24 protein-coding genes, 1 tRNA gene and 1 riboswitch are annotated in these 23626 nt (G+C 72.7%); of the genes, 15 read left to right on the forward strand and 10 right to left on the reverse strand.

All coding sequences use genetic code 11. The features are described from left to right. Both ACFWI8_RS06010 and ACFWI8_RS06015 read right to left on the reverse strand, forming a co-directional pair. Positions 1–1265, reverse strand: a 1265-nt coding sequence (locus ACFWI8_RS06010) for a DHA2 family efflux MFS transporter permease subunit (RefSeq protein ID WP_387086360.1), incomplete at its 3' end; no start/stop codon positions are given. Continuing rightward, on the reverse strand, positions 1262–1843 hold the full coding sequence (locus tag ACFWI8_RS06015; protein WP_387086362.1) for an NADPH-dependent FMN reductase: 582 nt from the start codon (positions 1841–1843) through the stop codon (positions 1262–1264). The genes ACFWI8_RS06015 and ACFWI8_RS06010, both read right to left, overlap by 4 nt. Positions 1844–2109: 266 nt before the next feature. On the opposite strand from ACFWI8_RS06015, the gene ACFWI8_RS06020 reads away from it, so the two are divergent. The 3 genes from ACFWI8_RS06020 (at position 2110) to dcd (ending at position 5805) form a co-directional block, all read left to right on the forward strand. Beyond that, entirely contained in the window at positions 2110–4299 is a 2190-nt protein-coding gene (locus ACFWI8_RS06020) for a (Fe-S)-binding protein (protein ID WP_387086365.1), read from the forward strand. 175 nt (positions 4300–4474) lie between these two features. Next, a complete protein-coding gene (locus ACFWI8_RS06025; protein ID WP_387086368.1) occupies positions 4475–5209 on the forward strand; it encodes a Yip1 family protein in 735 nt (244 codons plus the stop codon). Positions 5210–5229: 20 nt separating this feature from the next. Next, positions 5230–5805 (forward strand): dCTP deaminase, encoded by a 576-nt coding sequence (gene dcd, locus ACFWI8_RS06030; RefSeq protein ID WP_387086371.1) that lies wholly within the window; start codon positions 5230–5232, stop codon positions 5803–5805. Here dcd and ACFWI8_RS06035 read toward each other — a convergent pair. Further along, on the reverse strand, positions 5759–5974 hold the full coding sequence (locus ACFWI8_RS06035) for a hypothetical protein (protein ID WP_387086705.1): 216 nt from the start codon (positions 5972–5974) through the stop codon (positions 5759–5761). The genes dcd and ACFWI8_RS06035 overlap by 47 nt on opposite strands. 142 nt (positions 5975–6116) lie before the next feature. Here ACFWI8_RS06035 and ACFWI8_RS06040 point away from each other — a divergent pair. After that, positions 6117–6190 (forward strand) — tRNA-Gly (locus tag ACFWI8_RS06040). 86 nt (positions 6191–6276) lie between these two features. Here ACFWI8_RS06040 and ACFWI8_RS06045 read toward each other — a convergent pair. The 3 genes from ACFWI8_RS06045 to ACFWI8_RS06055 are packed head-to-tail and all read right to left on the reverse strand — an operon-like array spanning position 6277 to position 8160. Further along, positions 6277–6516: an XRE family transcriptional regulator gene (locus ACFWI8_RS06045; protein ID WP_387086374.1), complete on the reverse strand. Its 240-nt coding sequence runs from the start codon at positions 6514–6516 to the stop codon at positions 6277–6279. A 59-nt stretch (positions 6517–6575) separates the two neighbouring features. Continuing rightward, complete coding sequence (locus ACFWI8_RS06050; RefSeq protein ID WP_387086377.1) at positions 6576–7313, reverse strand: SDR family NAD(P)-dependent oxidoreductase; 738 nt, start codon at positions 7311–7313, stop codon at positions 6576–6578. A 13-nt stretch (positions 7314–7326) separates the two neighbouring features. Further along, the gene (locus tag ACFWI8_RS06055; protein ID WP_387086380.1) at positions 7327–8160 is read right to left on the reverse strand and encodes an SDR family oxidoreductase; all 834 of its coding nucleotides are present in this window, start codon (positions 8158–8160) and stop codon (positions 7327–7329) included. Between the two features lie 90 nt (positions 8161–8250). Between ACFWI8_RS06055 and ACFWI8_RS06060 the strand changes: the two genes are divergently transcribed. From ACFWI8_RS06060 to ACFWI8_RS06075, 4 genes are all read left to right on the forward strand, one after another. Beyond that, complete coding sequence (locus ACFWI8_RS06060; RefSeq protein ID WP_387086383.1) at positions 8251–8838, forward strand: TetR family transcriptional regulator; 588 nt, start codon at positions 8251–8253, stop codon at positions 8836–8838. A gap of 50 nt (positions 8839–8888) precedes the next feature. After that, positions 8889–9404 carry a hypothetical protein gene (locus ACFWI8_RS06065; protein ID WP_387086386.1) on the forward strand — a complete coding sequence of 172 codons (516 nt, stop codon included), beginning with the start codon at positions 8889–8891 and terminating at the stop codon, positions 9402–9404. Positions 9405–9522: 118 nt separating this feature from the next. Beyond that, on the forward strand, positions 9523–9885 hold the full coding sequence (locus ACFWI8_RS06070) for a hypothetical protein (RefSeq protein ID WP_387086388.1): 363 nt from the start codon (positions 9523–9525) through the stop codon (positions 9883–9885). Then, entirely contained in the window at positions 9879–12155 is a 2277-nt protein-coding gene (locus tag ACFWI8_RS06075; RefSeq protein WP_387086391.1) for a N,N-dimethylformamidase beta subunit family domain-containing protein, read from the forward strand. The genes ACFWI8_RS06070 and ACFWI8_RS06075 overlap by 7 nt, the downstream gene beginning before the upstream one ends. A 14-nt stretch (positions 12156–12169) precedes the next feature. Here the strand turns inward: ACFWI8_RS06075 and ACFWI8_RS06080 are convergent, their stop codons facing one another. Then, positions 12170–13123 (reverse strand): TIGR03621 family F420-dependent LLM class oxidoreductase, encoded by a 954-nt coding sequence (locus ACFWI8_RS06080; protein ID WP_387086394.1) that lies wholly within the window; start codon positions 13121–13123, stop codon positions 12170–12172. Between the two features lie 119 nt (positions 13124–13242). Continuing rightward, a riboswitch (SAM riboswitch) is annotated at positions 13243–13351 on the forward strand. 102 nt (positions 13352–13453) lie between these two features. Between ACFWI8_RS06080 and ACFWI8_RS06085 the strand changes: the two genes are divergently transcribed. Genes ACFWI8_RS06085 through ACFWI8_RS06105 form a run of 5 tightly spaced genes read left to right on the forward strand, consistent with a single transcriptional unit; the run spans position 13454 to position 19579 of the window. Next, positions 13454–14587 (forward strand): peroxidase-related enzyme, encoded by a 1134-nt coding sequence (locus tag ACFWI8_RS06085; protein WP_387086397.1) that lies wholly within the window; start codon positions 13454–13456, stop codon positions 14585–14587. A 38-nt stretch (positions 14588–14625) separates the two neighbouring features. Continuing rightward, positions 14626–15708 carry an ABC transporter substrate-binding protein gene (locus ACFWI8_RS06090; RefSeq protein ID WP_387086400.1) on the forward strand — a complete coding sequence of 361 codons (1083 nt, stop codon included), beginning with the start codon at positions 14626–14628 and terminating at the stop codon, positions 15706–15708. 6 nt (positions 15709–15714) lie between these two features. Then, positions 15715–16854 (forward strand): FecCD family ABC transporter permease, encoded by a 1140-nt coding sequence (locus ACFWI8_RS06095; protein WP_387086403.1) that lies wholly within the window; start codon positions 15715–15717, stop codon positions 16852–16854. Further along, entirely contained in the window at positions 16851–17663 is an 813-nt protein-coding gene (locus ACFWI8_RS06100) for an ABC transporter ATP-binding protein (protein ID WP_387086406.1), read from the forward strand. The genes ACFWI8_RS06095 and ACFWI8_RS06100 overlap by 4 nt, the downstream gene beginning before the upstream one ends. After that, the gene (locus ACFWI8_RS06105) at positions 17660–19579 is read left to right on the forward strand and encodes an FAD/NAD(P)-binding protein (RefSeq protein ID WP_387086409.1); all 1920 of its coding nucleotides are present in this window, start codon (positions 17660–17662) and stop codon (positions 19577–19579) included. The genes ACFWI8_RS06100 and ACFWI8_RS06105 overlap by 4 nt, the downstream gene beginning before the upstream one ends. A 66-nt stretch (positions 19580–19645) precedes the next feature. Here ACFWI8_RS06105 and ACFWI8_RS06110 read toward each other — a convergent pair whose 3' ends face one another. Next, positions 19646–20242: a hypothetical protein gene (locus tag ACFWI8_RS06110; protein WP_387086412.1), complete on the reverse strand. Its 597-nt coding sequence runs from the start codon at positions 20240–20242 to the stop codon at positions 19646–19648. Positions 20243–20347: 105 nt separating this feature from the next. Beyond that, a complete protein-coding gene (locus tag ACFWI8_RS06115) occupies positions 20348–20782 on the reverse strand; it encodes a DUF5997 family protein (RefSeq protein ID WP_387086415.1) in 435 nt (144 codons plus the stop codon). Between the two features lie 72 nt (positions 20783–20854). On the opposite strand from ACFWI8_RS06115, the gene ACFWI8_RS06120 reads away from it, so the two are divergent. After that, entirely contained in the window at positions 20855–21640 is a 786-nt protein-coding gene (locus ACFWI8_RS06120) for a LysR substrate-binding domain-containing protein (protein WP_387086707.1), read from the forward strand. A 389-nt stretch (positions 21641–22029) separates the two neighbouring features. Here the strand turns inward: ACFWI8_RS06120 and ACFWI8_RS06125 are convergent, their stop codons facing one another. Beyond that, positions 22030–23004: a helix-turn-helix transcriptional regulator gene (locus ACFWI8_RS06125; RefSeq protein ID WP_387086418.1), complete on the reverse strand. Its 975-nt coding sequence runs from the start codon at positions 23002–23004 to the stop codon at positions 22030–22032. Positions 23005–23097: 93 nt separating this feature from the next. On the opposite strand from ACFWI8_RS06125, the gene ACFWI8_RS06130 reads away from it, so the two are divergent. After that, positions 23098–23622 carry a DinB family protein gene (locus tag ACFWI8_RS06130; RefSeq protein WP_387086421.1) on the forward strand — a complete coding sequence of 175 codons (525 nt, stop codon included), beginning with the start codon at positions 23098–23100 and terminating at the stop codon, positions 23620–23622. Positions 23623–23626: the final 4 nt, after the last annotated feature.

Genomic DNA, 23626 nt, shown 5'->3' on the forward strand with positions numbered 1-23626 from the left:
CCGGCGGTCCCGGCGAGCCGGCCGGCCAGCACCATGGAGATCATGGCCGGGCCGATGGACCCGGCCACCTGGGAGGTGATGTTGAGCAGGGTGGAGGCCGCCGGCGCGTCCGCCGGTCCGATGGCCCTGGTGGCCGCGGCGATGTTCGGCATCATCACCATCCCCACCCCGGTCCCCATCACCGCCAGCGCGATCCCCAACCGGAGGTAGGAGGCGTCGGGCTCCGCCTGGCCGGCGAAGGCCGCGAGTCCGGTCGCCGCCAGCAGGATGCCCGGGAGGACGACGAGCCGCGGTGGCACCCGGTCCACCAGCCGACCCGCCACCTGCATCATCGTCCCGGCGGCGAGCCCGGCGGGGGCGTACATCAGCCCGGAGGCCAGCACCGAGGTCCCCCGCACCTCCTGGTAGTACATGGGCGCCAGCAGCATCGACCCGAAGTAGCCGGTGACGAACAGCAGCATCGTCGTCGCGCCGACAGCCAGGGGGCGGCGCCGCAGCAGCCGCAGGTCGATCAGCGGCTCGGCGACCGTCAGCGAGCGCGCCACGAAGCCGACCACCAGCGCGGCTCCCACCAGCACGGGAAGGAACGCGGCGGGGCTGCCGAGCCCGTCCGAGCCCTCGCTGGCCCGGGTCAGCCCGTAGATGACCGCGGCGAGCCCGGGCGAGAGCATCAGCAGCCCCGGCACGTCGAGCCGGCGCCCCGGCTGCGGCGCGTCCCGGGGGAACACCCGATGGGCCAGCACGACGGTGAGCAGTCCGACCGGGAGGTTGATGAGGAACATCCAGCGCCAGGAGACCTCGTCCACCAGCCAGCCGCCCAGCACCGGCCCGGCGACCGGCCCCACCAGGATGGGGAGCCCGAGCAGCGACATCATCGCGCCCTGCTTCCCCTCCCTGGCGGCGGCCTGCATCATCACGGCCATGCCCACCGGCATCACCATGCCGCCGCCCACCCCCTGCAGCACCCGGAAGCCGATGAGCGACTCCGCGTTCCAGGCCAGCCCGGCGAGTGCCGAGCCCAGGGTGAACACGGTCATGGCCAGCATGTAGAGACGTCTGCTGCCGAACCGCGCCATGGCCCAGGCGGTGGCGGGGATGACCGCGGCCAGCGCCAGGGTGTATCCGGAGGCCACCCACTGGATCGTGGTCAGCGGCACGTCGAACTCGCGGACCAGCGGGTTGAGGGCGACGTTGACGATGGTGGTGTCCAGCACGGTCGTCAGCGCGCCGAGCACGATGACGCCGGCGACGGCGCGGGTGCTCATGAGGCGTAGGGGCGTGCCGCCCGGGCGTCGCGCAGCGCGTGTCCCCACCAGGCGAGCTGGTCGAGCATGGTCTTGGCCGCCCGCTCGCAGCCCTCGGTCTCCACGGGCCGGCCGGCGGCGTCGAACCGCTCCCAGGCGTTCTGGAAGCTGACGGTGTCCCGGACGGTGACCGCGTGCAGCTCGGCGAAGACCCCCCGCAGGTGCTCGACGGCCCGCAGTCCGCCGGAGAAGGCGCCGTACGAGACGAACGCGACCGGCTTGGCCTGCCACTCCCGGCGGTGCCAGTCGATCAGGTTCTTGAGCGCCGCCGGGTAGCTGTGGTTGTACTCGGGCGTGACGACCACGAAGGCGTCGGCGGCCTCCAGTCGGGGCGCCAGGGCCCCGGGCGTCGGGTCCGCGCCGTATCCGCCCATGTCCCACGGCAGTTCCGCGACGGCCACGTCGACGACGTCCGCCACCATGTCGTCCCGCCGCCCCGCCTGGTCCGCGGCCCACGCCACGACGGCCGGGCCCAACCTGCCGGCCCTGGCGCTTCCGCCGATCACCGCGACGGCCAGCTCATGCCGCTCCTGCCCCATGTGCCTGTCCCCTGTCTCGAGTACGTCGATCTCCGGGAACGTCTCGTCCCCGTGCGGGATACAGGCTCTTACTTCAAGATAACTTGAAGTCAACTGACGGCTCGCCGGCCGGCGGTCGCGAGGCCCGATACCGCGGCCGATCGGCTGGTCAGGTGAAGTTACCCTCCAGTAGGATTTCGCTGGGCTATCTTGCTAGCCCCTGCCGGCCAGGCAGCCAGCCGGGCCGCGCACTCCGCCTCCGTCCGCCCGCCCGAGGAGCCGCCGTCATGCAACTCGTCGCGATCGTCGTCTCGCTGGTGCTCACCGCGGTCGCCGTCGCGCTGTTCGGCCGGGCCGTCGTGGAGATCGTCCGCCGTCTCCGCCTCGGCCAGCCCGTGCCGCAGGGACAGCGCACCGACAACCCACGCCAGCGCACCCTGACGCTGGCCCGCGAGTTCCTGGGCCACACCCGGATGAACCGCTGGGCCCCGGTCGGCGTCGCGCACTGGTTCGTGGCCATCGGCTTCCTCACCCTCGGCCTGACCATCGTCCAGGCCTTCGGCCAGCTCTTCCAGGCCGACTGGACCCTGCCCGTGCTCGGCGGCTTCGTCCCCTACGAGATGTACATCGAGTTCATCGCGCTGGCGACGACCCTCGGCATCGCCGCACTGATCGTCATCCGCCGGCTCAGCCTGCCTTCCAGGGCCGGCCGCAAGTCCCGCTTCGCGGGCTCCACCGCGTGGCAGGCCTACTTCGTCGAGTACGTCATCCTCACCATCGGCGTCTGCATCCTGCTGCTCCGCGGCCTGGAGGGCGCCCTCCACCACGTCGACGGCTACGGGCCGGCGTACTTCGTCACCTACCCCCTGGTCGCCGCCTTCGACGGCCTGTCCACCGGCACCCTGCAGTACCTGGTCTACCTCGTCGCCCTGGTCAAGCTCGGCACCACCATGACCTGGGCGATCACCGTCGCCCTCAACACCAGCATGGGCGTGGCCTGGCACCGCTTCCTGGCCTTCCCCAACATCTGGTTCAAGCGCGAGGCCGACGGCTCCACCGCGCTGGGCCCGCTCCAGCCCATGACCTCGGGCGGCAAGCCGATCGACTTCGAGACCGTCTTCGACGAGGAGGGCGGCGAGGACACGCAGTTCGGCGTCTCCAGGATCGAGCACTTCTCCTGGAAGGGCCTGCTCGACTTCTCCACCTGCACCGAGTGCGGCCGATGCCAGTCCCAGTGCCCCGCCTGGAACACCGGCAAGCCCCTCTCCCCCAAGCTCCTGGTCATGTCCCTGCGGGACCAAGCGCACGCCACCGCGCCCTACCTTCTCGCCGGTGAGAGTAACGAGACCACCGAACGACCGCTGGTCGCCCCCGCCGCCGAAAGCGGCGTGATCGACCCCGACGTCCTGTGGTCCTGCACCACCTGCGGCGCCTGCGTCGAGCAGTGCCCCGTCGACATCGAGCACGTCGACCACATCGTCGACATGCGCCGCTACCAGGTCATGATCGAGTCCTCGTTCCCCAGCGAGGCCGGCACCATGCTCAAGAACCTCGAACGCAAGGGCAACCCCTGGGGCCTGGCCAAGAAGAAGCGCCTGGAGTGGACGCGCGAGGTCGACTTCCCCGTCCCCGTCGTCGGCCAGGACGTCGAGGACCTCACCGACGTCGACTACCTCTACTGGGTGGGCTGCGCCGGCGCCCTCGAGGACCGCGCCAAGAAGACCACCAAGGCCTTCGCCGAACTCCTCCACATCGCCGGCGTCTCGTTCGCCATCATGGGCGGCGACGAGTCCTGCACCGGCGACTCCGCCCGCCGCCTGGGCAACGAGTTCCTCTTCCAGCAGCTCGGCCAGCAGAACGTGGAGACCCTCAACGCCGCGGCCGCCAAGAAGATCGTCACCACCTGCCCGCACTGCTTCAACACCATCGCCAACGAGTACCCCCAGCTCGGCGGCAGCTTCGAGGTCATCCACCACACCCAGCTGCTCCAGCATCTGGTCGACGCCGGCAAGCTGATCCCCGTCACCCCCGTCGAGGGCCTGATCACCTACCACGACCCCTGCTACCTGGGCCGCCACAACAAGATCTACACCCCGCCCCGCGAGATCATCGGGCGCGTTCCGGGCCTGCGCAACGAGGAGATGCACCGCCACAAGGAGCGCGGCTTCTGCTGCGGCGCCGGCGGCGCCCGCATGTGGATGGAGGAGCGCATCGGCAAGCGCATCAACGACGAACGCGTCGACGAGGCGCTCTCCCTCAACCCCGACATCATCTCCACCGCATGCCCGTTCTGCCTCGTGATGCTGACCGATTCGGTCAACGGCAAGCAGGCCGCCGACACCGCGGGCGCGATCAAGGACGACCTCCGCGTCGTCGACGTGGCCCAGCTGCTGCTCGAGTCCGTTCGCAAGCCCGACGACGGCGACAGCGAGGCCCGGGCGACGGCGCCGGAACCGGCTCCGGAACCGGCCAAATAGCGCCCTTGCTCCGCCCGATCGGGCATGCCATGATCGCGGCGACCGGGCGGAGGGCGGGTTGCCGGAGGAGTCGAACGGGTCTGGGGAACGTCCATCCGCGCTCGCGGCACTGGGCGAGGCCCATCTCGGCCCCTCCGGCGCATTCCGGGTACCGGGAAGCGGTACGTTCGTACTCGTGGCCGGTTTCAGAAACGAGCGCGACGATCAGCAGCACCCGTACGGACACCACGCGTACGGGCAGCAGCCCACCTACCCACAGCCCGCCCCCGGCGGCTACCCGCCGGGCTACGGCGCCCCCGATCCCTACTCGACGCAGCCCCACGCCGGCCAGGACGACCACGCCCCGGCCGGCGACGCGCCCCCACCCGGGCCGCCGCTCCCCTGGAAGCAACTGCTCGTCGGCGTGATCTTCCGGCCCAGCCCCACCTTCTGGCGCATGCGGGACTACCCGATGTGGCTGCCGGCGCTGATCGTCACCTTCCTCTACGGCCTGCTCGCCGTCTTCGGCCTGGACAGCGCCCGCGAGTCGGCCCTCGACTCGACGGCCTCCACGCTGGTGCCCTACCTCCTGGTCACCGGCGTGGTCATGGTGCTCGGCGCCCTGTTGCTCGGCACCGTCACGCACAACCTGGCGCGCCAGTTCGGCGGCAACGGCATCTGGGCACCCACGGCCGGCCTCGCCATGCTGATCATGACGCTGACCGACGTGCCACGCCTCACCCTGGCGCTCTTCCTCGGCGGCGCCAACCCCGTTGTCCAGCTCGTCGGTTGGGCCACCTGGCTCTTCGCCGGCCTGCTGTTCACCATGATGGTCAGCCGGTCCCACGAGATCCCCTGGCCCCGTGCCCTGGCCGCCTCGGCGATCCAACTGCTCGCCGTCCTGATGCTGGTCAAGTTGGGCACCCTCTAGCCACCCTGTAGCCTCGGGGCGTGCTGCTGTCAGACAAGGACATCCGGACGGAAATCGACACCGGACGGGTGCGGATCGAGCCATACGACCCGGTGATGGTCCAGCCGTCGAGCATCGACGTACGGCTGGACCGCTACTTCCGGGTCTTCGAGAACCACCGCTACCCGCACATCGACCCGGCCACCGAACAGCCCGATCTGACCCGCATGATCGAGCCGCCAGGCGACGAGCCCTTCATCCTCCATCCCGGGGAGTTCGTCCTCGCCTCGACCTACGAGGTGATCTCCCTCCCCGAGGACATCGCCTCCCGCCTCGAGGGCAAGAGCTCGCTGGGCCGCCTCGGCCTCCTCACCCACTCCACGGCCGGCTTCATCGACCCCGGCTTCTCCGGCCACGTCACGCTGGAGCTCTCCAACATGGCCACCCTCCCCATCAAGCTGTGGCCCGGCATGAAGATCGGCCAACTCTGCCTGTTCCGGCTGAGCTCCCCGGCCGAGCACCCCTACGGCTCGACCGAGGTCGGCTCCCGCTACCAGGGCCAGCGCGGCCCTACGCCGTCCCGCTCCTACCTGAACTTCCACCGAACCCGGACGTGACGCCCTTCACCGGCACCACGTTCCGCAACCGCGCACACCGCGGACACCGCAACAACCGCCCGGGCCCGATCCGCTCACTCCCCAACTGCTGCAAGGGAAACCGCGACGTACTGAACACGTGCCCCTCGGCACAGCGGACCACGGTGACGCTTTCGAAGGCTGCCTGCAACGCTTCCCTCTCCCTGCTCCGGATGACGACCGCCACCCTAGGGGAAGACACCGACACCACCCCCGCAGCCACTCCGGCGTACCCCGCCGGCCCCCACATGCGGTAAGCTGACCCCGGCGAACAGCCACCACGGCTGCTCCCGGCGGGCGTAGTTTAATGGTAGAACATGAGCTTCCCAAGCTCAGAGCGCGAGTTCGATTCTCGTCGCCCGCTCCAGTGGTTAAGGCCCAGGTCAGGGACATGATCCCCAGCCTGGGCCGTTGTGTTGTCCAGACCGATGTACGAGCCGCCTGCCAGAGCGGTCAGGCAACCGTGAACTCCGCGTCACCGAAGTCCGCGACCACGCGCAACCGTCCGCCGAGAGCTTCTACGTAAGACCGGAGCGTCGCCAACTCGGCACGGTCGATGTCACCATGCTCGATCGCCGACACCCGCGGAGCGGAGCCCTCCATGGCCGCGGCGACGGCGCGCTGGATCAGCGCCTGTTTTTGCCGGATCTCCGCGAGGCGGTGGGCGCGCACCTCGGCGACAAGCCGGTCCATCGCCTCCCGCTTCTCCGCCGACGCCCGGCGGGCCGGTGCGTTGCGAGCCCGGGGGACGGTCAGGTGAGGGGGCCGAGGGTGAAGCCGCCGTCGGCGATGAGTTCGGAGCCGGTCGCGAAGCGGGCTTGGTCCGAGGCGGCGAAGAGGATGAAGTCGGTGATCTCGTCGGGGGTGGCGTTGCGGGGGATGGCGAAGTCGTCCACCGGTACGAGTGCGTTGCCGTCGGGGCCGTAGGCGAGGTGGGTCTCGATGATGCCGGGGTGGACGGAGTTGACGCGGATGTTGTCGCGGGCCAGTCCCTTGGCGGCCGCGCGCATGAGGCCGCGCAGTGCCCACTTGCTGCTGCTGTAGGCGACGAGGTCGGGGGCGGCCGCGAGGCCGGCGACGGAGTTGATGTTGACGATCGCGCCGCCGCCGGCTGCGCGCATCGAGGGGGCCGCGGCGCGGATGCCGAGGAGGGCGCCGGTGAGGTTGGTGTCGAGCACGCGCTGGAACTCGTCGAGCGGGATGCTCTCCACGGTGCCGACGCGCAGGTAGGCGGCGTTGTTGATGAGGATGTCCAGTGGCCCGAAGTGGGCCTCGGTCCGGTGGATCGCGTCGGTCCAGTCCGACTCGCTGGTGACGTCGAGCGGCACACCGAGCGAGGGGCCGGGGAGACGGGCGGCGAGCTGGTCGTAGCCGGTTCGGGCGGCGGTGACGGTGTTGGCCCCGGCTTCGGAGAACCGGGCGGCCAGGGTGGTGCCGAGTGCGCCGGAGGCTCCGGTGATGAGAACGGTCTTGCCGGTGAAGTCGAACATGGCGGGCTTCCCTTCAGTGGTCGGTGGAGTGGGCGAGGCTTCGTCCCGCTTCGAGGGCTTCGAGGCGGTCGCGCAGGGCCGCGGTCGCCAGCGCGTACGCGTCGGAGCCCAGCGTGAGGCGGAACGGCGCCTCGGCCTGGTCGGCGGAGGCGATGATGGCCGCCGCGATCTTCGCGGGGTCACCGGGTGCGGGCAGCGGGGGCAGTTCGCCGGAGAGCACGCGTCGCAACTGGCCTGAGGGGCCGTCGGCGTATTCGGGCAGGGGCGCGCCCAGGACCGCACCGCCGGCGCCGAAGTTGGTGCGCGAGACGCCGGGCTCGACGACCGTCACGCCGATGCCGAACGGCGCGAGTTCGGCGGCGGCCGACTCCCAGAACCCCTCGATGCCCCACTTGGTGGCGTGGTAGAGGCTCATCGCGGGGAAGGCGACCTGGCCACCGATGCTGGCGATCTGGATGTACCGCCCGCCGCCCTGGCGGCGCAGGTGCGGGGTGGCGGCGCGGGCGAGTTGGATGGAGGCCGTGAGGTTGGTCGCGATCTGGCGGTCGATCTGCTCGTCGGTGAGTTCCTCGGCGGCCCCGAAGAGCCCGTAGCCGGCGTTGGACACGACGACGTCGATCCGGCCGAGTTCGGCGAACGCGCGGTCCACGACCTGGCGCATCGTGCTCGTGTCGGTGACGTCCAGACGGGACCGCCACAGCCGCTCGCCGTAGCGGGCCGCCAGGTCGTCGAGGCTTTCCGGGCGTCGCGCGGTGGCGGCAACCCGGTCTCCCCGTGCGAGCAGCTGTTCGGTGAGGTGGCGGCCGAAGCCGGAGGACGTGCCGGTGATGAACCAGGTCTGCGTCATGTCTTGCTCCTCCCATGTAACTAACTGGATATATTCATACCCCGAGACCGGTGCCGTGTAAATATCTGGATGGTTATGTACGATGAGCGCATGCCACCCGACGCCACCGAGACCAAGCGACGCCTCATGCAGGCGGCAGTCGACGAGTTCGCCGCACACGGGCTGGCCGGCGCCCGGATCGACCGCATCGCCCACGCCGCCCAGGCCAACAAGCGGTCGATCTACATGCACTTCGGGACCAAGGAGGAGCTGTTCGACAAGGTCGTCGCCGAGAGCATGACCGAGCTGGCGGCAGCCGTCGCGATCGACGCCGGCAACCTGCCCGACTACGCCGGCCAGTTGTACGACCGGCTACAGCAACGGCCGCACGTACGGCGGCTGTACCTGTGGGCGGGGCTCGAACGGCAACAGCCCATCGACGCCGAGGTCGAGGAGTACCGCCGGAACGTCACCGCGGTCGAAGCCGCTCAGAAAGCAGGCCGCGTCCGCGCCGACATCCCACCCCTGGAACTCATGGCCATGGTGATCGCACTGGTGATCAGCTGGGACACCGCCTCCTGGTCGCTGAAGGCGCTGCGGACGGAGACCGGCCACGACTCCCCCACCGGGCGCAGGGCCGCGGTGGTCACCGCCGTGGCCACACTCGCCCAACCCGAGCACGCCCGGGGCCGGGCGTAGACTCGGCACGCCGTCGAGCACCATGACGAACCCGGGGGAGAACACCGTCCGTGCCTGACTACGACGATCCTGCCTGGAGACCGCTTCCCGTCCGGCCGGCCGCGCCGCGCTGGCTGCTGCTGTTCCCCCTGACCCTGGTGTTCCTGCCGCTGTGGTGGGTGGTGTGGATCGCCCTCATGGCCTGCTTCTACGGCGTGGCCGCGGTGGTCCAACTGGTCGTCTACGTGCTGCCGCGCACCGAGGACGGCGCGACACGGGTGCTGGACGCCATGCTGGTCCGGGTGCCGTTCATCCCCCGCTGGTGTGTGACCCCGGTGGCGCTCGTGCGGGAGGGCGACTCGGCGTACTACCGGGCGCGCGTGGACCGTCACATCGCCGGGAAGACCCGGCGGGTGGAGACCTCCCACGGTCTCCAGCGCGATCTGGACCTCGGAGTGCACTACTTCCGGGGCGCGGGCGCCGGTTACGTCCTGCGGGTCGCCTCGGAGCAGGGCTGGGACCTCCACCCCGTGCTGCGTTCGCATCCCCGGCGCCGGCTCCGGCTGCGCCACAGCGGTCGGCTCTGACCGGACGGCGCGCCGCGGCCGTCCAGGTGAGTGCGAGGCATGGCAGGGGTGAAACACCCCGGTCGCCGGTGGGGGCGCTGCTTATCGTTGGCGCTCCCGGAGCGAGGTAGTGGAAGCCATGCGAGACAGACAACTCGAGGTCTACGAGCTGTTCGAAAAGGGTGCGCGGGCCAGGGCGGTCCGGTTGTGCACGGACGAGGTGATCGCCGAGCACGCGGCGAACCCGGCGGGCCCGCACAGTGACGCCCTGCAGCGGGTGCTGCGCTACCAGCGCCGGGCGGCGCTGCCGGGGAAGTACGTCATCGTCGCGGTCCGGCCCTGGCACGAGTACCGCGTCGGGGCGCTCGCCGGGGTGCGTGGCGAGGCTCCCGTCGTGCTCGACGACGGGCCCTACCGGACCGAGGCGGAGGCGATGCACGCCGTCTTCCTGAAGCGGGTCGCGGACATGCGTTCCGCCGCGGCGGGAGAGTCCGCGTGGTGATCCACGTCCCGCGCCCCGCGGTGACCGGCTACGCGGATCGGCTGTCGGTCGCGCCAGGTGAGCCGATCGAGTTCCGGATCAGCTGTGACGAGCCCGGCGAGTTCGAGGCCGAGGTCGTCCGGTTGCGCAACGGCGACACCAACCCGGCCGGCCCCGGCTTCTCCGAGGAGGTGGTCGACACTCCGGCCACCGGCCGCTATCCCGCCCGCCGGCAGGAGATCCGGACCGGATCGGCCGTGCTGGTGGAGGACGGGGGCGGCCTGGCGCTCGGCGCGTCGGGAGGGCTCCACGTGTTCGCGCAGCCGACCACGCCTCAGGTCGACGGTGGGACCCTCCTGTCGCGGTGGGACGCCGCGACGGGGACGGGCTGGTGGCTCGGCCTGCGGGGCGGGCTGCTGACGCTGCGTCTGGGCGACGGCGACACGGTGCACGAGACGGCCGCCGACGCGCCGCTGCTGCCGTGGATCTGGTACTCCGTCACGGCCGGTTGGGACGGCGGGACCACCCGGATCGCCGCGGTCCCCACGCTCACGTCCGTCAACAGCCTGTGGAGCCCGGCGGCCGGTCTGGCGGCCGAGGTGACCGGCTCGGGCACCGGCGCCGCGTCGCCGGGGCGGGCCGACGCCCCGGTGGTGCTCGCCGCGTGCTGGGACGGTGGCAGGGCCACGACGGCCGGTCACTTCAACGGCAAGCTCGACTCGCCGGCGGTCTTCGACCGGGCGCCGGACGACGCGACCGTGGCCGCCCTCGCGCGGGGCGAGCGGCCGGCCGCCGGGCTGCTGGCCCGATGGGACTTCGGCGCGGAGATCGGCGCGTCGGGCGTCGCCTCCGACCACTGCGCCGACGCGGGACCGAACGGCTGGCACGGCCGCTGCCACAACGCGCCCTACCGCGGCATGACGGGCTGGAACTGGACGGGCCAGGAGGAGAACTACCGGCACGCGCCGGAGCAGTACGGCGCCCTGCACTTCCACGACGACGCGCTGGAGGACGCCGGCTGGGAGACCGACGTGCGGCTGGTGGTGCCCGACGGCCTGGCGAGCGGCGTGTACGCCCTGCGCGTGCGGCTCGGCGGGCACGTCGACCACATCCCGTTCTGGGTACTCCCGCCCCGGTCCACGGCGACCTCGCGGGTGCTGCTGCTGTTCCCCACCATGAGCTACCTCGCGTACGCCAACGACCACATCCTGCCCGAGGTGCCGGTGGCGCAGTCGATCATGGGGCACACCTCGGTGATCGCCGCCGCGGACCTGCACCTGCAGGAACACCCCGAGTTCGGCCTGTCCACCTACGACCTGCACTCCGACGGCAGCGGCGTCGCGGTGTCCAGCAGGCTGCGGCCGATCGTCACGATGCGGCCGGGTTTCCGGCACGCCACGGGCTCGCTGTGGCAGTTCCCGGCGGACCTGCACATCGTCGACTGGCTGACCGGCACCGGGGTCGACTTCGATGTGGCGACCGACGAGGACCTGCACCGGGAGGGCGCGGACCTGCTCGGCAGGTACCGGGTGGTGCTGACCGGCACGCACCCGGAGTACTACACGGCGCGGATGCTCGACGCCTGGGAGCGCTACCTCGGTGACGGCGGGCGGGCGATGTACCTCGGCGCCAACGGCTTCTACTGGGTCACCAGCCAGCACCCCGACAAGCCGCACCTGATCGAGGTGCGGAAGGGCGAGAGCGGGTGTCGCGCCTGGCAGGCCCGTCCTGGCGAGCTGCACATGGCCTTCACCCCGGAGCGCGGTGGCCTGTGGCGGAACCGGGGGCGGGCGCCGCAGAAGCTGTTCGGGGTCGGGTTCACGACCGAGGGCATGGACCGCTCGTCGCCGTATGCCACCCTCGCCGACTTCGCCGACCCGGAGGTCGCCTTCATCACCCGGGGTCTCGAGGACGTGCGGGTGATCGGTGACCACGGGCTGGTCGGGGGCGGCGCGGCCGGCCACGAGTGCGACCGGTACGACCTGTCGCTCGGCACCCCCGCGCACGCCCGGCTGCTCGCCACCAGCGCCGGCCGCCACTCCGACAACTACCCGCTCGTCGCCGAGGAGATCCTCTTCCCGTTCGACGGTCTCGGCGGGACGGACTCCTTCCAGGTCCGGGCCGACGTCGTGTACTTCACGACGGCGGGGAACGGGGCGGTCTTCTCGACCGGCTCCATCGCCTGGGCCGGCAGCCTCGCGCACAACGGCTACGACAACGACGTCTCCCGCCTCACGGGCAACGTCCTGCGCCGGTTCGCGTCCCCGGAGCCGATCGAGCCGTTGACCTGACGTGCTCGGGGCCGTCAGCGACCCGCCAGCTCCTCGACGATCGGGGCGAAGGTCTCCATGTCGTCGAGGAGGAAGGAGCTGATGCCTAGGCGTTCGCGCAGGTCGACGAACTTGCGGGTGAGTTCTCTGATGGAGCCGATGAACACGTGCGGGGACTCCGCGATCTCCTCGGCGGTGAGTTCGACGCCGGTGCGTTCGCGGAGTTGGTCGGCCCGTCTGCGGGTCTCGCCCCTGGCGTCGTGGGTGAGGACCATCGGGCCGCCGGTCGGGTAGCTGTTCAGTTCGAGCTCGGCGAAACGGTCGCCGGCCGCCTCGCGGATCCAGCCGATCTTCTCCTCGGTGGCGGCGAGGGTGATGCTCGGTGCGTCGAGGGTCGGCAGGCCCTGCTCGTTTCTCCCGAGCCGGGGCGCCAGGCCGACGATCCCCGCCTCCCTGGCGGCCAGCGTCAGCAGTCGCCTTCCGCCACCGCCGACGAAGATCGGCGGGTGCGGGCGTTGGACCGGCTTGGGCTGGGCGTCGTAGTCGGTGATCGTGTAGTGCTCGCCGGCGAAGGTGAACCTCTCGTCGGCGAAGCAGCCCTTGAGGACCCGGATGGCTTCGGTGAGTCTGGCGACCCGGGTGGCGACGGGCTCGAAGGGGATGCCGATCGCGTCGTGCTCGGGCTTGTTCCAGCCGGCTCCGAAGCCGATCTCCAGGCGTCCGCCGGAGAGTCGGTCGAGCGTCGCGAGTTCCTGGGCCAGGACGGCGGGGTGCCGCAGGTTGGTGTTGAACACGAAGGTGCCGACGCGGAGCCTCTCGGTCGCCGCGGCCGCGGCGGCGAGGAGGGGGACCGGGGCGTACTGGGCCACGAGGTGGTCGGGGATCACCAGGGCGCTGTAGCCGATCGACTCCGCGCGGCGGGCGAAGGCGGCCAGGCCGGGTCCGTCGTGCTGTTCGCCGACGACGGTGAGGAAGCGGAAGGGACGCATCGCGTCATCGTGTCGGAGATGTGAGGCGCGGACCAGGTGCCACCCGGCCCGTGGACGCATGTCTCATATGGCGGACAGCGGGTTCTCTGGGGCGTTTTCGTCGGCTACGTTTCCGCGCAGGTCAAGAGTGCCAGCGTGAAGCCCCGGCTAGCTGGCCGGCAACCCTCCTGCACGGTGGGGTGCCCCCGGGGAGACGACCCGGCTGCGGTGATGCGGCAAGCGTGCTCCGGTGAGCTCTCGAATAGCGAGAACTCCGTCTTGATATGTGGACGGCCGAGCGGTTTGCCCGTGCCTCGGCCTTCAGTGAGCAGGCACGGCGAGGCGGAGTTCATGGGCACCACGGAGCAGGACGACATCGGGCGGCTGGCCGGTCTCGGGGAGGGGGTCGAGGCGGCGCGCGGCACCAAGCCGTTGGTGGCGGCGCGGGCCCAGCAGGCCGGGGAGGCGCTGTTCGGCGACGAGGTACCGGTGCGGCGTGGCCTGGCCGCGTTGGCCGCGCGCTGGCACGGCGTGGCGGAGCTGGTTCAGGAGCACGCGGAGCGGGGCGGCGATCCGGCGCTGTGGGGGGACGAGCTTCCCGAGGACCCGGCGTTGCGGGCGGCGGCGGCCCATGTCGACCTGGTCTCCGTCTCGCCGGCGTTGGCCACCCGCGAGGATCTGGAGCGGCTGGCCGCGGCCGGGTGGTCGCCGGACGAGATCGTGGCGATCTCGCAGGTCGCGGCGTTCACCGCGTTCCAGGCGCGGGCGATCCAGGGGCTGCGGCTGCTCGAGGGGCGCGGCCCGGACGTGGCGGCGCGGCCGGGGCGGGCCACGCCCGGGCGCGGGCGGGTCAAGAGCACCGCGCGGACGGCGTCCAACGGGCGGGCGCGGCCCGTCGAGTACACCAGGGAGTTGCTGTCCTGGACGGCGTGGGTGGCGCCGGTGCCGACCGAGGAGCTGACCGCCGAACAGGAGGACTCCTTCCGGGGCAAGACCAACGGCGAGTACTTCCGGCTGCTGGCCCGGCTGCCCAGGGTCCTGGCGGCCCGCACCGCGTTGGACGCCGCGATCTTCGCCACCGTCGAGGGCCTGCCCCGCGCCGAGCGCGAGCTCGCCGCCGCGGCGACCAGCAAGGTGACGGACTGCGTGTACTGCGCCTCCGTGCACGCCCGGAAGTCCGCCCAGATGTCCAAGCGCCCGGCGGACGTGGACCGGCTGCTCGGGGTCTCGCTGGGGAGGGACGCCGACTGGGTGCCGCCGCGCACCGCGCCGCTGGCCGAGGGCCAGGACTCCCGCTGGGCCGCGATCGTCGAGTTCGCCGCGGCGCTCGCCACCACCCCGGTCAGCGCCACCACGGCCCACGTGGACCGGCTGCGCGCCGAGGGGCTCACCGACGTCGAGTTGACCGACCTGGTGGCGGCCACCTCCTTCTTCGCCTGGGCGAACCGGCTGATGCTCAGCCTCGGCGACCCCTACTGGCCCTGACCACCCCGCATCCCCGAACCACTCGTAAGGAAAACGTCATGAGAGAACGCCTGCCCCGGATCTCCGCGCTCGCCGCCACGACCGCCGTCGTGTTCCTGGCCGGCGCCTGCGGGACCGTCACCACCGAGGACACGGCGGAGGAGAGCGGCGGCGACCGGGAGGGCTCGCTCACCGTCGTCGACGACGTCGGCCGCACCGTGGAGCTCGACGGGCCCGCCGAGCGCGCGGTCGTCCTGAACAGCTACGGCAACGAGTTCGCCCAGGCCATCGGGGCGGGCGACCGGGTCGTGGGCTTCGACCGGGTCTCGCAGACCCGCCTGCCCTACCTGGGCATCGCCGACGACGAGGTGGTCAGCGAGGACCTCCAGGAGATCAACTACGAGTCGGTCGTCGAACTCGACCCCGACGTCTTCATCCTGCCCCGCAACGGGGCCTGGCAGGAGGCCAGCGAGCAGCTTGAGTCCTTCGGCATCCCCGTGGTCGTAGCCACCGCCTGGGACTTCGACGTGTTCCACGAGACCGTGGACCTGCTGGGCGAGGTCTTCGGCGAGCCGGAGGGTGCCGAGCGGGTCTCCGGCTTCTACGACGAGATCTTCGGGCTGATCGACGAGCGGGTGGCCGGCACCGAGCCGGTGCGCGTGTACTGGGAGACCGAGCAGCCGTACCTGACCGGGCTGCCCGGCTCGGGCTTCGACCAGATCATCGTGGCCGCAGGCGGCGAGAACGTCTTCGGCGACCTGGACACCGGCGGGGACGAGCAGTCCGAGACGACGGTGGACCCCGCCGCCATCCTGGAGCGCGATCCGGAGGTCGTGGTCCACGAGTTCGGGCCTTCCGCCGAGCCGACGGGGCAGGAGCGGTTCGACACGCTGCGCGACGAGCTGCTCGGGCGGGCCGGCTGGCAGGACCTCTCGGCGACCACCGGCGACCGGGTCTTCGTGACCAACGGCTGGGCCACCAGCGGTCTGTCCAAGGCCATCGGGGCGCTGTACCTGGCGAGTTGGCTGCACCCCGAGGAGTTCGCCGACGTCGAGCCCGGCGACTACCTGGCGCGGTGGGCCGAGGAGTTCCAGGGCACGGAGTTCCCCGGCGCGGACGCGTACATCCAGAAGGTGAGCTGACGCGAGATGAGCATCTCAGCTGGCGAGACGGCGGCGGCGCCCGTCCCCCGCGCGCCGGCCTCCGAGCCGTCGGAGGCCGGAGACGGGGGCCGGGGCCGGGGCCGTGACGGCCGGCGCCGGGCGTGGACGGGTCGGCCGGCGGTGCTCTGGGCCGGCACGGTGCTGTCCGTCCTCGTCATCGCCTGGTGCGTCACGGCCGGCACCACCGACGCCGGGCTGGCCGACGTGTGGCGCGCGGTCCGCCTCCGCGTGTTCGGCGGCGTGCTGGACGCGGACTTCGCCCAGACCTACTCGGTCATCATCAACCTGCGGCTGCCCCGGGTGCTGCTCGCCTTCGCGGCCGGCGCGGCGCTCTCGATGGCGGGCGTGGTCATGCAGGGCCTGCTGCGCAACCCGCTGGTCAGCCCGTTCACGCTGGGCGTCTCGCCGGCCGCCGCGTTCGGCGCCGCGCTGGCGATCCTCGTCACCGGCGGCTCCGCGGGATCGGGTTCGTGGCTGGTCATCGGCAGCGCGCTCGGCACCGCGCTGGCGGTCTCCGCGCTGGTCCTCGGCCTGGCCTCCGCCAAGGCGATGTCCGCCGCCACCCTGCTGCTGCTCGGCATCGCGCTCACCCAGCTCTTCGAGGCGATGACCGCGGCCCTGCAGTTCGTGGCCGACGAGAACACCCTCCAGGCCATCGTGCGCTGGACCTTCGGCTCGGTGAACGACGCCGGCTGGCACGACGTCCTGGTGGTGGGCTGCTTCGCGCTGGCGGCGCTGCCGCTGCTGCTCTGGTTCAGCCGCGACCTCAACGCCATCGCCTTCGCCGGCGACGACGCGGCCAAGAGCCTCGGCGTCAACGTCACCGCGGTGCGGGTGGGGCTGATCGTGGTCTCGGTGGTGCTCGCGGCGGTCGTGGTGTCCTTCTGCGGCGTGATCGGCTTCGTCGGCCTGGTGGGACCGCACATCGCCCGCCTGGCGATCGGCGCCGACCACCGCTACCTGCTGCCGTTCTCCTTCCTCACCGGCGGGCTGCTGCTGGTGGTCGCGGACACGGTGGGACGCACCGTGCTGGCGCCCTCGGTGATCCCGGTCGGCATCGTCGTCGCCTTCATCGGCGCCCCCGTGTTCATCAACCTGATCCTGACCAGGAGGGCCGCCCAGTGAGTCTCGATGTCGCGTCGGTCCGGTTCGCCTACCGGCGCAACCCGGTCCTGGAGGGCGTCGACCTGCGGGTGGCGGAGGGCGGCTTCTGCGCCCTGCTGGGCCCGAACGGTTCGGGGAAGTCCACCCTCACCAAGATCATCGCCCGGGTGCTCGCGCCGGCCGGCGGCACCGTCTCCTTCGGCGGCCAGGACCTGCTGGCCGTCTCCCGCCGCGAGCACGCCCGCGTGGTCGCCTACGTCCCGCAGTCGGGGGCGACGCCCTTCGAACAGGCCGTGCGGGAGGCCGTGCTGCTCGGCCGCACCCCGCACATCGGGCTGCGGCCCACCCGGCGGGACTGGGAGATCGTGGACGCCGCGATCGACCGGCTCGGCCTGACCGATCTTGCCGACCGGCCGCTGTCCCAGCTCTCCGGCGGGCAGGCCCAGCGGGTGCTCATCGCCCGCGCCCTGGCCCAGCAGCCACGGGTGCTGCTGCTGGACGAGCCGACGTCCGCGCTCGACCTGCGGTACCAGATCGAGACGTTGCAGATCGTCCGCTCCGTGACCCGCGAGGAGGGCGTCACCGCGCTGATCGCCATCCACGACCTCAACCACGCGGCGCACTTCTGCGACCAGGCGGTCCTGCTGGACGGCGGGCGCGTCGTCGCGGACGGGCCGCCGGCCGAGGCGTTCGACGCCGCCGTGCTCAGCCGGGTCTACGGGCTCGACGTGCGGGTCAGCCGGGGCGAGAACGGCGTCGAGGTGCGGCCGGCGGCGCTGGAGCCGTCGGCGGCGGTGACGGCCACGGCGACGGCCACGGAGTCGGCGTGACGGCCGCCACCGCCTTCGACGCGGTCGTGGTCGGCGGCGGACCCCGCGCGGTCGCCGTCGTGGAGCGGCTGGCCGCCCGGCACCCGGCCGACGCGCCGCCGGTGCGGGTGGCCGTGGTGGACCGGGTGGAGGTCGGCGCCGGCGCCACCTGGCGCACGGACCAGTCCCCGCTGCTCCTCAACAACACCTACAGCGCCCACACCACCATCTACACCGACGAGTCCACGCCCATGACGGGCCCGGTGACGACGGGCCCCGACCTGATCACCTGGGCGCGCGAGAGCGACCCACCGCCGGACCGCCCCGCCTGGGTGGCCGCGGAGGCCGCCGAGCTGCGCCCGTGGTCCTACCCGACCCGCCGGATCCAGGGCGTGTACTACCGGGAGCAGTTGGCGCGGGCCGAGGCCACGGGCCGGGTGGCGGTCACCCGGCTGATCGGCACCGCCGTCTACCTGGCGCCGGCCCAGGACGGGTCCCGCACCGTCCGGCTGGCCGACGGTCAGGAGCTGACCGGCCGCGTCGTCGTGCTGGCCCAGGGAATGGTGCAGGCCAAGCGCTCGCCGCGGGTGCGGTCCCTGGTGGCGGCCGCCGAGCGCGAAGGACTCGTCTACGTCGAGCCCGGCATGCCCGCGGAACGCGACTGGGACCTGGTGCCGGCCGGCGAGACCGTGCTGGTGGCGGGGTTGGGCGCGAACTTCTTCGACGTGGTCGCGCTGCTCACCGAGGGGCGCGGCGGCGGCTTCGAGCCCGCCGGCGACCCGGCGCGGCCGGCGCGTCTTCGCTACCTGCCGAGCGGCCGCGAGCCGCACCTGGTGGCGGGCTCGCGGCGCGGCCTGCCGTACCGGTCGAAGGCGACCTACCCGACGGGGTTCCCGCCCCGGTACGAGCCGCGGCTCGCCACCCGCGACTGGTTCGAGCGGACGGCCGCCGGCCGCGGCCGGGACTTCCGCCGCGACGTGTGGCCGCGGCTCGCCCGGGAGTTCGCCTGGGCGCACCTCTCCACCCTGCTCGCGCACCGCCCGGAGGCGCTGCGGCCGGGCGCCGACGAGGCGGAGCTGCTCGACCGGCTGCGCGCCGCGACGCGGGACGCGGAGGTGGACGAGGTGGTCGCGGCCGCGGTGACCTCGGACCGCTGGGCGCTGTCCGTGGGCCGGCTCGACCGGCCGCGCTCGCCGGGCCCGGTGAGCGAGGAGACCTGGCGGCGGTGGGTGCGCGAGCACGTCGAGGACGAGCTGGACGCGATGCACGCCCCCCTCACCAGCCCGCGCAACGCCGTCAACCGCGCCATGGCCGCGCTGCGCGGCCCGGTGCGGCGACTGGTGACCCGCGGCGCCCTGGACGGCGGCAGCGTCGCGCGGGACGTCGACGGCTGGTTCACCCCGCTCGGACTCGCCCTGGCGTCCGGTCCGCCGCCACACCGCACCGCCCAGGTGCTGGCCCTGATCGACGCGGGGGTCCTCGAACTGCTCGGCGAGGACGCCTCGGTGAGCCACGAGGACGGCGCGTTCGTCGGTCGGTCCGCGGTGCGACGGGCCGCGCCGGTGCGGGCCCGCGCGTTCGTGGAGACCCGCATGTCCAAGGGGATCGTGACCGACACCGACGACCCGCTGCTCGACGCGCTGCTGCGCGAGGGGCGGGCGCGGCTGCACCGCTGGCCGAGCGACCAGGGCCCGCCGGTGTCCAGCGGCACCCTGGACGTCACCCCGGACGGCTTCCACCTCCTGGACGCGGCCGGCGTCGCGGACGAGCGGGTGGTCGTGCTCGGCATCCCGGCCGAGGGCGTGCAGCCGGGCTCGGCCATCGGCGCCACCCCGGGCACCCCGTCCCCGCTGCTGGCCGGCGCCGACCGGGCCGCCGCCCAGGTGCTCGCGGCGGTGCGGGAGGACACCGGGCCGCACTCCCCGGCCCCGGCGTGACCGCGTGATCGGCGGCGGGGCGCCGCCCGGCCCCCGCCGCGCCGCCCTACCTGCCCCTGCCTGCCCTCACATGCCGTTCATGCGGTCGATCGTCGCCTCCAGCTCGGCCAGCTCGGCGTCGGTGAAGCTGCCGGGGGTGTGGATGTTCCGCATCTCCATCGTGGTGCCGGAGGACCAGGTGACCTGGAGGACGTCGCCGGACAGGAACAGGTTGGCGCCGCCCTCGTTCCAGCTCTGGCTGCCGAACTGCTCGCAGCTGGTCAGGGTCAGGCGGCCGTCGCTGACGGTGCCCTCGCAGACGTCGCCCTCGACGTCGAAGTCCTCGTAGAAGGTGACCTGGCCGGCCTCGATCTCCAGGTTGGCGGCCATCGGGTCGACGCCCGTGTACCAGTCACCTTCGAGTTGGGCGTTGGTGGGCACGGTGTCGGTGTCGGTCCTGCCGCCCGTGCCGCCGCCCGAGGTGGTGCCGCCCCCGCCGCTGGTGCCGCCGAAGTCGATGTCGAGGTCGTCGTCATCGTCGTCGTGCTGGCCGCCGGTGCTGCTGCTCCCACCGCCATGGTCGTCGGACGACGAGCCGCCGCCCCGTCCGCTCTTGCAGCCGGCCAGCACGAGCGCGGTGGCGACGGCGACCGCGGGCAGGGCGAGACGTATGGTCCTGCGCATCAGATATCCCCCTCGAGGCGTTTCGACGAACGAGGGGGAGAGTATTCACTCAACCACCTGGGAAGGATGAGAAGTTACACGCTCATCGCAATCAGGGCCGCACTGCTACTTCCGTGACCGCGTGGTGGGCACGTCGTGCCGGGCCGCGTCCTTCTCCTTCTTCTCCCGCTTCTCCTGCTTCTCCCTGACGCGGTCCGCCTCCTTGCGGACCTCGGCCTGGGTGGCGCGCTCCCGCTCCAGCCACTCCGGCGGGTCGTTCCGCAGCGCCTCGATCTGCTCGGTGGTGAGGGCCTCGGTGACCCCGCCCCGCGCCAGCCCTGCGATGGAGACACCGAGCCTGGCCGCGACCACCGGGCGGGGGTGCGGTCCGTCACGGCGCAGGTCCCGCAGCCACTGCGGCGGGTCGGTCTGCAGCGCGTTGAGCTCGGCGCGCGTGACGACGCCCTCCTGGAACTCGGCGGGGGTGGCCGGGAGGTAGACCTCCAGTTTCTTCGCCGCGGTGGCGGGCTTCATCGTCTGGGAGGTCCGGTGCGAGGTCATGCCGCCAAGGGTAACGAGCGCGCGCCCGGCCCTCGGACCAGGACCGGTTAGCCTGGCGGGGTGACGGACGTCGTGACGGAATCGGAAGCGGCCCCCTCGTTCCGGCTGGCGTACGTGCCGGGCGTGACCCCGGGCAAGTGGGTGCGGATCTGGGGCGAGCGGATGCCCGACGTCCCGCTGACGCTCGCCGGGGTGCCGGTGGCCGAGGCGTCCGACGCGCTCCGCGCGGGCGAGGCCGACGCGTGCTTCCTCCGGTTGCCGACCGACCGGACGGACCTGAGCCTGATCCCGCTCTACACCGAGACGACCGTGGTCGTGGTGCCCAAGGACCACGTGGTGACGGCGGTCGACGAGGTGTCGGTCGAGGACCTCGCGGACGAGCTGGTGCTGCACCCGCTCGACGACACGCTCGACTGGGAACGGCCACCGGGGCGCGCCGCGAACGAGCGCCCCGCGACGACGGCGGACGCCGTCGAGCTGGTGGCGGCGGGGGTGGGGCTGCTGGTCGTGCCGCAGTCGCTCGCCCGCCTGTACCACCGCAGGGACCTCACGTACCGGCCGCTCACCGGCGTCCCCGAGTCACGGGTCGGCCTGGCGTGGCGGGAGGACAGGACCACCGAGCTGATGGAGGACTTCATCGGCATCGTCCGCGGCCGCACGGTCAACAGCTCCCGCGGCCGCCAGAAGGAGACCGCGGCGGGAGGCGCGAAGGGCGCCGCAGGCGCCAAGAGTGCCAAGGGCAAGGCGCAGGCGAAGGGCGGCGCGTCGCAGGGCAGGCGTCAGAACACCGGCGCACGCCGCGGCTCCGGAACCACGGGCGGCCGCCGCGGCGGCGGCCGCCCCCGCCGCCGTTCGTAGCCACGCCGGGCGCGCGCCGCACGCCGGCCAGCCGTCCGCCACCGACCAAGGCAGGGGCCCGGGCATCGCCAGAAGCAGACCGCCCCAACCGGATGGGCCCCAGGCGCCGCCTGACGACACGCGGTCGCCCCCGTCGCGGTTCGCAGCCACGACGTGCGCCTGGCAGCGCGGCGAAGGGTGCCGGACGCGCCAGCGGTTCGTTGCCGCGCCGAGCGCCGGCAGGCGCACGGCACCGTGCCGGCAGAGGCGCGGCGCCGCGCACCGTCAGGCATCGGCCGCCGCCTAAGGTCGGGGCCGGGCGCCGGCAGGCGACGCGGGCCGGCCCGTTCACCGTTCGCAGCGGCGCCGCGCGCCGCCACGCACGAGACCGCGCCGGCAGGCGCACGGCCTCAGGCGCCGTCAGGCGCCAGCGCCGCGCGGGTGAAGCGGGTGCCCCAGGTGCGGAGTTCGTCGCGGAGTTCGGGTGGGGCGAGGACGGTGAAGTCGGCATCCAGGGTGCCGAGCGCCAGCATGGGCCAGTTCAGGGTGTCGGCGGTCATCAGCAGCCGGCAGTGCGTGGCGTCGACCTCCTCGACCGTGCCCCAGCGGCCGACGCGGGCGCGGACGGTCGGGGCGGGGGCGTCGACCAGCACCTCCACCCGGTGGGGGCGCGGCAGCTCCCGCAGGCCGCTGCGGACGAACTCGGCGGCGTCGGCCGCCGGGAGCGGCCGGGGGCGGAAGCGGCCGCCGGTGGTGCGGGGCCCGGAGAGCCGGTCGATCCGGAAGGTGCGCCAGTCGTGCCGGGTGAGGTCGTAGGCGACGAGGTACCAGCGGCGGCCGAGGCAGACCAGGCGGTGCGGTTCGACGTGCCGCTCGGTGGGCTCGCCGGACGCGGCGGTGTAGGTGAAGCGGAGCTGCTCGTCGTCCCGGCAGGCCAGCGCGAGGACGGTGAGGACGGCCGGGTCGAAGGAGGCGTCGCCGGCGGCCCCCCAGCCGGCCGGCACCGTCATCGCGTGCAGGGCCTCCACGCGCCGCCGCAGTCGGGCCGGCAGCACCCGCGTCACCTTGGACAGGACCCGGACCGACGGCTCCGCGATCCCCTCCGCCCCGCCCTGCGCGCCGGCCCGCAGCGCCACGACCAGGGCGACGGCCTCGTCGTCGTCGATCACCAGCGGCGGCAGCGCGGCGCCGGCCGCGAGCTGGTAGCCGCCCTCGACGCCGCGGCGCGCCTCGACCGGGTAGCCGAGTTCACGCAGCCGGTCGACGTCCCGGCGCAGGGTGCGGACCGAGACGTCGAGCCGGTCGGCCAGTTCGGTGCCGGGCCAGTAGCGGTGGGTCTGGAGCAGGGAGAGCAGCCGCAGGGTCCGGGAGCTGGTGTTCGCCATACGAGTGAGTCTCCCCGTAATTCAGGTCAGGAAGTGGCCGGAGGGGACCATAGCGTCGTTCTCGACCGACGGAGAGACCGAGAGGCGGAGATCATGACCGTTCAGGACGCGAAGCTGGACTCGGAGCGGGCCGACCTGCTGGAGACGCTGGCGCTGCACCGGCACTTCCTGCGCCACACGGCGCGGGACCTCACCGACGAGCAGGCCAGCCGGCGGACCACCGTCAGCGCGCTGTGCCTGGCCGGGGTGATCAAGCACGTCTCCGCGCAGGAGCGGGGCTGGGTGGCGTTCATCCAGGAGGGCCCATCGGCGCTCGGCGAGTTCACCGACGAGGCCAACCAGGCCAGGCTCGCCGACGAGTTCCGGCTGCTGCCGGGCGAGACGCTGGCGGGCGTGCTGGCCGAGTACGAGGAGACGGCCCGCAGGACGGACGAGCTGGTGGCCACCCTCCCCGACCTGAGCGTCGACCACCCGCTGCCTGAGGCCCCGTGGTGGGAGCCGGGCGCCCGCTGGTCGGCCCGCCGGGCGCTGCTGCACATCATCGCGGAGACCGCGCAGCACGCCGGCCACGCCGACATCGTCCGCGAGGCCCTGGACGGGGCGAAGACGATGGCGTGACCGG

The sequence above is a fragment of the Streptomyces sp. NPDC127098 genome (assembly GCF_042722465.1).
GTDB lineage: Bacteria > Actinomycetota > Actinomycetes > Streptomycetales > Streptomycetaceae > Streptomyces > Streptomyces millisiae.